12 protein-coding genes are annotated in these 8,991 nt (G+C 57.3%); 6 read left to right on the plus strand and 6 right to left on the minus strand.

The window, feature by feature from the left end:
- Positions 1-356 precede the first annotated feature (356 nt).
- Positions 357-1,040 carry an alpha/beta fold hydrolase gene (locus tag ACIROW_RS12625; protein ID WP_402275903.1) on the plus strand — a complete coding sequence of 228 codons (684 nt, stop codon included), beginning with the start codon at positions 357-359 and terminating at the stop codon, positions 1,038-1,040.
- Between the two features lie 40 nt (positions 1,041-1,080).
- Here ACIROW_RS12625 and ACIROW_RS12630 read toward each other — a convergent pair whose 3' ends face one another.
- From ACIROW_RS12630 to gcvA, 3 genes are all read right to left on the minus strand, one after another.
- Positions 1,081-1,854 (minus strand): SDR family oxidoreductase, encoded by a 774-nt coding sequence (locus tag ACIROW_RS12630; protein WP_402275906.1) that lies wholly within the window; start codon positions 1,852-1,854, stop codon positions 1,081-1,083.
- 58 nt (positions 1,855-1,912) lie between these two features.
- A complete protein-coding gene (locus ACIROW_RS12635) occupies positions 1,913-2,740 on the minus strand; it encodes an EamA family transporter (protein ID WP_402275909.1) in 828 nt (275 codons plus the stop codon).
- An 85-nt stretch (positions 2,741-2,825) separates the two neighbouring features.
- On the minus strand, positions 2,826-3,731 hold the full coding sequence (gcvA, locus tag ACIROW_RS12640) for a transcriptional regulator GcvA (protein WP_402275911.1): 906 nt from the start codon (positions 3,729-3,731) through the stop codon (positions 2,826-2,828).
- A 178-nt stretch (positions 3,732-3,909) separates the two neighbouring features.
- On the opposite strand from gcvA, the gene ACIROW_RS12645 reads away from it, so the two are divergent.
- Entirely contained in the window at positions 3,910-4,371 is a 462-nt protein-coding gene (locus ACIROW_RS12645; RefSeq protein ID WP_402275914.1) for a hypothetical protein, read from the plus strand.
- A gap of 9 nt (positions 4,372-4,380) precedes the next feature.
- On the opposite strand, the gene ACIROW_RS12650 is transcribed toward ACIROW_RS12645, so the two are convergent.
- Positions 4,381-4,836 (minus strand): MarR family winged helix-turn-helix transcriptional regulator, encoded by a 456-nt coding sequence (locus ACIROW_RS12650; RefSeq protein ID WP_402275916.1) that lies wholly within the window; start codon positions 4,834-4,836, stop codon positions 4,381-4,383.
- Positions 4,837-4,876: 40 nt separating this feature from the next.
- Positions 4,877-5,308: an SRPBCC family protein gene (locus ACIROW_RS12655; RefSeq protein ID WP_402275918.1), complete on the minus strand. Its 432-nt coding sequence runs from the start codon at positions 5,306-5,308 to the stop codon at positions 4,877-4,879.
- 213 nt (positions 5,309-5,521) lie between these two features.
- Between ACIROW_RS12655 and ACIROW_RS12660 the strand changes: the two genes are divergently transcribed.
- Positions 5,522-6,178, plus strand: coding sequence for a DsbA family oxidoreductase (locus ACIROW_RS12660; protein ID WP_402275921.1), 657 nt, complete (start codon positions 5,522-5,524; stop codon positions 6,176-6,178).
- Positions 6,179-6,621: 443 nt separating this feature from the next.
- On the opposite strand, the gene yecR is transcribed toward ACIROW_RS12660, so the two are convergent.
- On the minus strand, positions 6,622-6,948 hold the full coding sequence (gene yecR / locus ACIROW_RS12665) for a YecR family lipoprotein (protein ID WP_402275924.1): 327 nt from the start codon (positions 6,946-6,948) through the stop codon (positions 6,622-6,624).
- A gap of 31 nt (positions 6,949-6,979) precedes the next feature.
- Here yecR and ACIROW_RS12670 point away from each other — a divergent pair, with 31 nt between their 5' ends.
- The 3 genes from ACIROW_RS12670 (at position 6,980) to ACIROW_RS12680 (ending at position 8,475) form a co-directional block, all read left to right on the plus strand.
- Entirely contained in the window at positions 6,980-7,267 is a 288-nt protein-coding gene (locus ACIROW_RS12670; RefSeq protein ID WP_402275926.1) for a hypothetical protein, read from the plus strand.
- Between the two features lie 95 nt (positions 7,268-7,362).
- The gene (locus ACIROW_RS12675; protein ID WP_402275929.1) at positions 7,363-8,040 is read left to right on the plus strand and encodes a hypothetical protein; all 678 of its coding nucleotides are present in this window, start codon (positions 7,363-7,365) and stop codon (positions 8,038-8,040) included.
- Positions 8,041-8,133: 93 nt separating this feature from the next.
- Positions 8,134-8,475, plus strand: a complete 342-nt coding sequence (locus ACIROW_RS12680) for a DUF6572 domain-containing protein (RefSeq protein ID WP_402275931.1) — start codon at positions 8,134-8,136, stop codon at positions 8,473-8,475.
- Positions 8,476-8,991: the final 516 nt, after the last annotated feature.

The following is an 8,991-nucleotide window of genomic DNA, read 5'->3' on the forward strand; positions in this document are numbered from 1 at the left end:
CGCCGCTTGATCGCCTGTCTCGCTATTTTGAAATTTTTAATTATCAAATGGACAAGCAGTAGATTTGCTTTGTTTGCGACGGCGGCCCTGCCAAACGACTTGCGCGAATGGAGCGCCGCAGTTACGTTATGGCCTGCTGCAAAAAACACTCAACAATGCCGACAAACATGCTCTGCCATCAACCCAGGAACGCATGCACCACGATGCCGGCAGCACTCACGCACATACTGTGCGTAGTCTTGTACGTCGGGCTATGCATGCTGATTACCGGATGTGCCGAGGCGCCACGCAGGCAGGCGGACGCGATCGCGCAGTCGGCTGGTTTGCAGCATGAACAAGTAACCGCGGGATCTTTTGTGTTGACGGCGTATGTGCGCCTGTTGCGTACCGACTTGCCCGTCACCGTGTATATCGAAGGCGACGGCCTGGCCTGGCGTACGCGCACCCAGCCGTCGGACGACCCGACGCCGCACCGTGCACTGGGCCTGCGGCTGGCGGCGGCGGACCGCAGCGCCAACGTGGTGTATCTGGCGCGGCCGTGCCAGTTCACACCGATGAGCGACAACCCACAATGCGATGCCGCTTACTGGACCAGAAAACGTTTCGCGCCCGAAGTGGTGGCTGCGATGAATGACGCCGTCAGCCGCTACATGGCGCGCTTGCCAGGGCAGCGCGTCAACCTGGTCGGCTATTCGGGCGGCGGTGCAATTGCCGTGCTGCTTGCCGCCAGACGGCAGGATGTCGCGTCCTTGCGCACGGTGGCGGGCAACCTCGACCATGACGCGGTCAATCGCCTGCACCGCGTTTCGCTGATGCCGGACTCGCTCAATCCGATGGATGTTGCCGCCAAGGTCGCCGGCCTGCCGCAACGCCATTTCAGCGGCGCCGACGACAGCATCGTTCCGCCGGCCATCGTGCACAGCTTCGTCACCCACGTCGGCGCTTGCGCGCAAGAGCAAGTGGTCAGCGGCATGGCGCACGACGGAGACTGGGATGTGCGCTGGCCTCAATTGCTGGCGATCCAACCGCGCTGCAAATGAGAAAAACGCGGCGGCGGAACAACTGAGCGCGTCCGGCAACTTACTTGCCCCCGGTGACGTCCAGGAAGGTGCAGGTGATGAAGGACGCCTCGGCGCTTGCCAGCCACAGGATCGCGCGCGCGACTTCTTCCGGCTGGCCGCCTCTTCCCATCGGGATCGAATCCTTGACGCGATCCACCCGTCCCGGCTCGCCGCCGCTGGCATGCATCTCCGTATAGATGTGCCCGGGGCGAATGCAGTTGACGCGTATCCCCTCGCGCGCCACTTCCTTGGCGAAGCCCGTGGTGAAGGTCTCGAGGGCGCCCTTCGATGCAGCGTAGTCTACATATTCGTTGGGACTGCCGAGCCGGGCGGAGGCCGAGGAGATGTTGACGACGACGCCGCCGCTCCCGCCGTGACGCGTCGACATTCGCTTCACCGCCTGCTGCGCACAGAGGATGGGACCGATCGCGTTGACGGCGAAGATGCGCTGCATGCGCACGAATCCAAGATCTTCCAGCCGCGACTGCGGCGCCAGCATCGCGGCGTTGTTGACGAGTACGTCGATGCTGCCGAAGGTTCGGTCGATGGCGGCGAACAACTGTACGACCTGTTCAGGATCGGCACTGTCTGCACGCACCGCCAGTGCGCGACGTCCGAGCGCCTCGACATCGGCCACGACCGCGAGCGCGGCGGGCTCATTGGCGACGAAGCTGATGGCGACGTCATAACCTTGCGCGGCGGCGAGCCGAGCGGTCGCTGCGCCTACGCCGCGGCTTCCGCCCGTGATCAGAATCAGCGGCGCCTGTGAGTCGGCATGTGAGACCGTATCCATGTTAAGGACCTTTGTGTGGTGGTGAAAAAAACAGGCAGGCGTGCGCAGCAATGCGCCGTCAACCGATGATGATGGTGCCGGCGGCAATCACCGCACACGCCAGCATCTTGCGCACGGTGAGGGTCTCGCCGAGGAAGAAATAGCCGATCAGCGCGGCAAACAGCACGCTGGTTTCACGCAGCGCCGACACGGCGCCCATGGGTGCGCCGGACATGGCGTAGATGACGATGCCATATGCCAGCAGCGAGACCAGGCCGCCGACGAAGGCGGTGAGGAATCCCGGCCGCATGGTGAATAAACTGCCGGCATCGCGCAGGCCGATGTAGACCGCCGGCATCAGCACACCCCACAAGGCGCACATCCATGCCGTGTACGCCATCGGCGCGCCCGACAGGCGTACGCCGATGCCGTCCACCACGCTGTAGGCGGCAATGAAACAGCCGGTACCCAGCGCATACGGCAGGCTCGGCACGGCCAGCTTGCGGCCGTTGAAGGCCAGCGAAATGATGCCGCCGGCCACCAGTGCGATGCCAAGCAGGGCGCTCAGCGCCACCCGCTCGCCGGCAAAAGCCGATGCCGCGATGGTGATCAGCAGCGGGGAAGAGCCGCGTGAAATGGGATAGGTTTGTCCAAGGTCGCCGGCGCGATAGCTGCGCACGAGAAACAGGTTGTAGCCGACATGCAGCACCGCAGACAGCACCGCGTACATCCAGCTGGCCCTGGCCGGTGGTGCGAGGAACAAGGCGACAGCGCCGCTGGCAAGCGCCACCGCCAGACACATGATGGTCATCGACCACAGCCTGTCGGCGCCGCCTCGCAAGAGGGCGTTCCAGCTTGCGTGCAGGAGCGCCGCAAAAAGTATCAGTGCAATGATGTGAAAGGGCATGCGCCATACTAAGCAAACCGGCGCCCCGACTAAAGCGAAGTCTCTTCATTCAGGGATGAGCAATTCTTCATACCCCTCTGCACTCTTATCTGTAGCCCTGCTCGGCCCTGCCCGACTCCTCCAGCAGCCAGTTGCGGAAGCTGACGACGTGCGGCTGCGATTCGACGCCTTTGGGGCAGACGAAATAGTAGGCGACCGGAGAAGGAAACGGCAGGTCGAACAACCGCACCAGGCTGCCTTCCCCGAGCTCGGTCTCGACATGGCCGCTGCGCGCCAGCGCAACTCCCTGGCCTAGCAATGCCGCCTCGATGGTCATGTTGGTGTCGGCGAAGCGGACGTTTTCCTTGAGCGCAGAAATGCCCACGCCGATTTGCTGGAACCAGAACTCCCACTTCGGCACCAGGTCTGCGCCGTCTCGCGTCAACAGTGGATAGCGCAACAATTCGGCGGGCTCCTGCGGCATGCCGAAGCGTTTGAGCAGGTCGGGACTGGCGACCGGGAAGATCTGTTCCCTGAACATGAATTCCGAGTGCAGCGCCGGATAGTTGCCGGTGCCGAACCGAATCGCCACGTCCGGCTCCGCGCTGGAAAAGTTGATGGCCTTGTCGGTGGTTTCCAGCGTGACCAGGATTTCTGGATGTTGCTCGGCCAGGGCGGGCAATCGGGGCAGCAGCCATTTCAGCGCGAAGGAATAGGTGGTGCTGACCTTGAGCCGGACCCGGCCCTTCTGCTCGCGCAGGTCAGTGAGCGTCGCCTCCAGATTCATGAAGAACGCGCGCACGATCGGCGCCAGCGCTGCGCCGGCCGGTGTCAGCGTCAACGACTTCCCGCGCTGGAACAACTGCAGTCCCCAGATTTCCTCAAGATGCCTGAGCTGATGACTGACCGCACTCTGGGTGACATGCAGTTCCTCCGAGGCGGAGGTGAAGGTAGCGTGGCGTGTCGCCACTTCAAAGGCGCGCAGGGTGGCGGTAGGCGGCAAGTCTCTCATCGTATCGTTCCCGGCGGACAAGTCGCAAGCCGCTCTTCATGAATGGAAGCTCATGATAGAACATTCTGTACGTTCGCCGCAAAGGATCAGCCAGCGAGTCGCCCTGCCGGTAAATTCTTCATGGATTTCCGGCGCTTGTCGGCTACCATTCCCTCTTCGACGAACTGAAAGAAGAACCATGGGAATACTGGCTGAGGCGCTGCGCGAGATAGCGTCCGAGAAGCAAGCGGCGGAAGATGAATTGCGGCAGGCGCTGGAGGACTTTGACATGATCACCGCCAGGGCCGCGGACACGGTGAAGAACACGGTCGCAGCATTGAGAACTGAATTGCAGGCGGCGGGTTGGTGGGCCGGTGAAGTGTGCGAGGATGCCCAGAAGCCGGAATACCTGAGCCTGAGTTTCCACGTGCGGCGTCATGCGCACAATCCCGATTCCGTAGCGAATCCCGACTACTCCTATGCCGTCAGATTCGACGCGCTGGGTGGCGCCGTGCGGACGACCGATGACATCGATCCTTTGCTGGAGCCGGCGACATTTCGGGGCATCGCCAGACAGGATTTTGGCGTCGACCTGGAGCGGGATCTCAAGCTGTTCCTGAAAGCGATTCTTTACCGGCATCAGGAGAATCCGGCAGTGTGATGCCGGCGCTTATTGCTTGTCGAGCAATTTCTGGAAGAGATGCACGAGACTGGACTGTTGCTCGCCCAAGGGTGCAAAGAACTTGCGGTCGACCGCCTCGACGACAACCACCGCCTTGCGCGCAAGATCACGTCCTGCCTTGGACACCGAGATGACCTTGGCCCTGGTATCGGTAGGATGGGCCTCCCTCTCGAACAACCCATCTGCAAGCAAGGCCCTGATTACCTGAGAAGTCGTCATCGGATCGCTGCCTGTCAGCTGTGACAAGCGCATCTGCGTGAGCGGCTCGTCCGAACCAAACCATGTGGCGACTGCCAGCATCACAAATTGCGTATGCGTCAAACCCAGCGGCTGCAAGGCGGCGCGCTGTTCACGCTGCCACGTATTGGATATGCGCCAGAGCAAAAAACCCGGACTGTCTGAAGGTCCGTGATGGCTGGTCGGAAGCGGCTTGGTCTTTGACATTCATACCTCGGTGCTGTGAAATCAACGTGGATTGCCTGGCTCACTGGCTGCGCTGCGTTTCTGCCTGGGCCGCGAGTGCGCGCAAGACATCCGGAAAGTCTGCGGAAACACCGGCGCAAATATCTTCGGCGCCCTCCCCCTCGACATCGATCGTATACACAATCCGATGGGTCCCGTTCGGGAGCGGACGGATTTCATGCTTTACGCGCACCGCAACGTCGCCAAGCATGGTCTCGTCCGTGAACGAATTGGGCGCGCTGACTTCGATCAGTTGCGACCGGATGACTTCCTGATCAGGCAGCACCATCCTCATCCAGACGCCCTCGGCGAAGGGGCCGTCAAGCTCGCAAGAGTATACGCCCGCATTCCAGCTCTTCCAATCGGAAACGGCCTTGAAGAATTCCCAGATGGCGGCGGCCGATGCAATGGTGTCGTGATGATAGGAAGCAGTGGCGTGCGTGGTGACTGGCATGTTGAACTCCATTTAATAAGTAAACTTATTATAAGCGTACATATTTAAATGATCAACCCTTTATTGCCGTCACTCGGGTCACCTGGAGATGTCGGCACGCGGCCGGCGCCGCACATCTCCGGGACGCCCCGGACGGCACTCGCGCATCCGCCTTACAATGTCTTCATCCATCAACGCCGCCCGACGACGGGCGCCATGCCATAAGGTATCGCCATGAATAATGCTTTGAAAATCGATTTCGTTTCCGACGTGGTATGCCCCTGGTGTGCGATCGGACTGGCTGGCCTCAATATCGCGCTCGAACGCCTCGGTCCGGAGACGCGCATCGACTTCGCCGTCCACCCCTTCGAGCTCAACCCCGGCATGCCCGCAGCCGGGCAGCCGCAACTGGAACACATCACCGAGAAATACGGCATCACCGCCGACCAGGCGCGCATCAACCGCGAACAGATCCGCGCCCGGGCGGCCACCGTCGGTTTCACCATGAACCGCGATGACGCCAGCCTCGTCTACAACACCTTCGACGCGCACCGCCTGCTCGCCTGGGCGAAAGAGAAGAATGCACAAGCGGCGCTCAAACTGGTCCTGCTCAAGGCCTATTTCACTGACGGCAAAAACATCGCAGACAGACACGTGCTGGCGGAACTCGCCACACAAGCCGGCCTGGATGGCGCCGAGGCAAGCGAAGTATTGGCGTCCGATCGATTCGCTCAGGAAGTGAGGCAAGAAGAAACGCTGTGGACCCAGCGCGGCATCCGCAGCGTGCCGGCCGTCATCGTGAATGACCGCTACCTGATTTCGGGAGGCCAGCCGCCGGAAGTATTTGAAGAGCAGCTTCGGGCTATTCTGGCAGGCGACAACGGAGAGTGATGGCGGCAAGGACTGTGCGCGCTTTGGCGCTGACCGGAGAGGTCGGGCGCCGGAAGCGACCGCCAGCGAGGAAGGAATCAAATCGACATGGTAGTTGTCGCAGCAATACCAGTCGGCAGCTGGCGCTTCTTTTGCATCAAGACCTGAAGTCAAGTTGTCCGCTTCCGGCAAGTTGCCTCCCCCTCCTTTTTTCCGCTTTTGCGCTGAGGAACCCCAGTGGCGTCTTCCCATATGGCATAACACTGAGAAGGGATCCATGTTCGAGAGTCTTGAAATAGCTGAAGGGCATCTCCGTTCTACGATCGTGTCTTCTTTTGGGCAAAAATTGGAGTAGATGTTCCGCTATCGGCCAGAAGCCGGCATCCAAGTCCAAAGAAAAAGCCCGCTCAGCGGGCTTTTTCTTTGATGCCCGAGATGGGCTGCTACGGTTAAATATTGTTTAACTATCTGTCATGGGTGTTGGTGCCGGTGCATTGGAACTCATATGTCACGCGCCAGGTGCCGCAGGTTCTCCCCGAATTTTCAACGCATTGCTTCGTCGAACCGCCGAATGGTTCTGCTCCCGAATAGCCCCACGCTTCGCAACGTCGTTTGGCTGCAGCGGTACCTTGAGTCATGTTTATTCTTGGCGTTTCGAAAGGCCCATGCTCAAAAGATAATTTCACCGTGCCGTCGGCTTTACTGCCACCTGTCGGTACGAGTTGCTTCTGTGTTGCACATCCTGCGAGTGCCAATATAATCAACAAAGTAATGCCCCAAACGTTCTTCATGCTGCCCCCCGTTTATTTGTAATGACTTTATTTGAGCGCGCATTCTAGCCGATTTTATATTTTGATTGCGATCAAGCACCGAAGCGCCGAACCGCATGATGCCGATCGAATTACGAGGGTACCAACGGATTATGAGTCAAAAGAGCATGTGGACGGCGAGCCGCAAAGTCAGGCCGGGCAAGGATCACTGGTCGCGCATACAGTGCGCGGATTCGCCGATTTGCGCCGGTTTGGACAAAATATTCCCCAGCAAGAAATTCTGATACAGTTTCGAGTAGATTGGGCGTCAACGTTTGCAATCGACCAGGAGCGGAAATAAGCTGTGGCGACTTTCTGCATTTTTCCGTGCAAATTCGTTATTTCAGTTGAATAGTAGTTCTTAGATAAAAAGATTAAAAACAACGGGGAATTAAATTGATAAAAAAAATAGTATCTTTCGGTCTATTGGCTTTTATTACGGTATCGCTCTCCGCATTTGCTCAGACAGATGTATCAAAAGAAAAATTGGATGAAATTCTCAGGAACGCCAAGTCATATACCAACGTCAGTCCGGTCTACGGACAAATAGTGGCATTTTCTATGCCATCCAATTTCAAGTCAGCGTTTGAAAAGACAAATGGACCTAACTACATAAGAGAAGCTGTTCCGAGCGGAGAGTCCGTTAAGAGCTGGACGCAGATGATTACCCTCACCGCAGTAAAGGGACTCTCCTCCAATATGAATGTCACGCCTCAGAAATTTGTTGAGACGTTTGCCGGCGCGTATAAACGGGCATGCCCGGAATCCTTTAGTGTCAAAGCAATATCGCAAGCCAAGATTGATGGCAACGATGCATTTACTGCTGTTGTGAGTTGCGGAACGTCGCCTACATCGTCCGGACATACTAGCGAGGCGATGATCATCGCAGCGGTGAAGGGGATGGAGGATTACTACAGTCTTCAGTGGGCAATACAAGGAACAGCTTCTTCAACCGCATTAGAAATCGATAGCACCGAGTGGATAGATCGGTTTAAATTATTAATGCCGTTTAAGCTTTGTAAAATTGTTACTGGGGAGACGATGCCTTATCCGAGTTGCGTGGAAAGGAAATAGCTTGTTAGTTCTTAAAATAGAACTACTGACGACCGAAGCGAAGTGGCCCGCTTTGGGCCAAGAACAGACGTTCATGCTTCATGAGTTCTTAATATGACAATAGAAAATTCCTCGGTCATTGATGCTGCCGGTATTGACAAAGAAACCGGGAGTGTTGTCCTCAGCATCTTTGCTCATATGCCATGGGATAGGGAGAGCCTGCTATTGCTCGAGGAGAAAATAAATCGCTATCTTGGATTTATTGAGTCTGGGGAAATTTTCGAAGCCTATCCCGCAGCTCAGGGCCGACCGCGCGTTATTGAAATATATTGCCACTTTCGACCTACTGATGAAACCCTGCGCTTTCTTGATGCGGCTTTTTTGGTGGCGAAAGAGTACGGCTCGGCGCTGCAATATACGCATGCGGGACAAGGATACCTTGACGACGCCGCTTAATATCTTGGGGTCCGCAATCCGCCAGAAAGAGAAAGTAATGAAAGTGAAGCTATGTAGAGATGATTTTGTCGGGTTGCCAAGATATGCATTATTGGACCCAATATTAAACTTGTTACTTGCACACGGTAATCAGCTCGCGACAACCTACCGATCGGGAAGCAATCCGACAGGCTATTTTGCAATCTTGAGGAAACCAATTGACTTCGATTTGATTGAACGAAGTTTCGAGTTTCCGGCCTCTACGGTGCTTAACAAGCAATACGGAGAAGTTGATTATGGAGAGGGCACCGTAATCATCCGGGTTGAATAGTCCCAAACATTGATGGCCCCTACATGGAGGGGCGTTTGCTTCCCTCACACCCGCGCGAACTTACGGAGCGCTGCTGCATCAACCTTCGCTTGCCATGAATTTTATTTCCGAAGGTCCGCAATCGGCCAGCAGCGGACGCCAATTCTGAATAGACAAGTTGCCAATCTTCGTCTTGCTTATGAGAAAAAATATTCTGTTAGCAGTGT

It is taken from the genome of Herbaspirillum sp. NPDC101397 (assembly GCF_044767325.1).
In the GTDB taxonomy this organism is placed as follows: Bacteria; Pseudomonadota; Gammaproteobacteria; order Burkholderiales; family Burkholderiaceae_D; genus Herbaspirillum.

Excerpts from the sequence above, each read along its gene's own strand:
- ACIROW_RS12660 (WP_402275921.1), top strand. The coding sequence starts at position 5,522 with ATGAATAATGCTTTGAAAATCGATTTCGTTTCCGACGTGGTATGCCCC.
- ACIROW_RS12680 (WP_402275931.1), top strand. The coding sequence starts at position 8,134 with ATGACAATAGAAAATTCCTCGGTCATTGATGCTGCCGGTATTGACAAA.
- gcvA (WP_402275911.1), bottom strand. The coding sequence starts at position 3,731 with ATGAGAGACTTGCCGCCTACCGCCACCCTGCGCGCCTTTGAAGTGGCG.
- ACIROW_RS12645 (WP_402275914.1), top strand. The coding sequence starts at position 3,910 with ATGGGAATACTGGCTGAGGCGCTGCGCGAGATAGCGTCCGAGAAGCAA.
- ACIROW_RS12630 (WP_402275906.1), bottom strand. The coding sequence starts at position 1,854 with ATGGATACGGTCTCACATGCCGACTCACAGGCGCCGCTGATTCTGATC.
- ACIROW_RS12655 (WP_402275918.1), bottom strand. The coding sequence starts at position 5,308 with ATGCCAGTCACCACGCACGCCACTGCTTCCTATCATCACGACACCATT.
- ACIROW_RS12650 (WP_402275916.1), bottom strand. The coding sequence starts at position 4,836 with ATGTCAAAGACCAAGCCGCTTCCGACCAGCCATCACGGACCTTCAGAC.
- ACIROW_RS12635 (WP_402275909.1), bottom strand. The coding sequence starts at position 2,740 with ATGCCCTTTCACATCATTGCACTGATACTTTTTGCGGCGCTCCTGCAC.
- yecR (WP_402275924.1), bottom strand. The coding sequence starts at position 6,948 with ATGAAGAACGTTTGGGGCATTACTTTGTTGATTATATTGGCACTCGCA.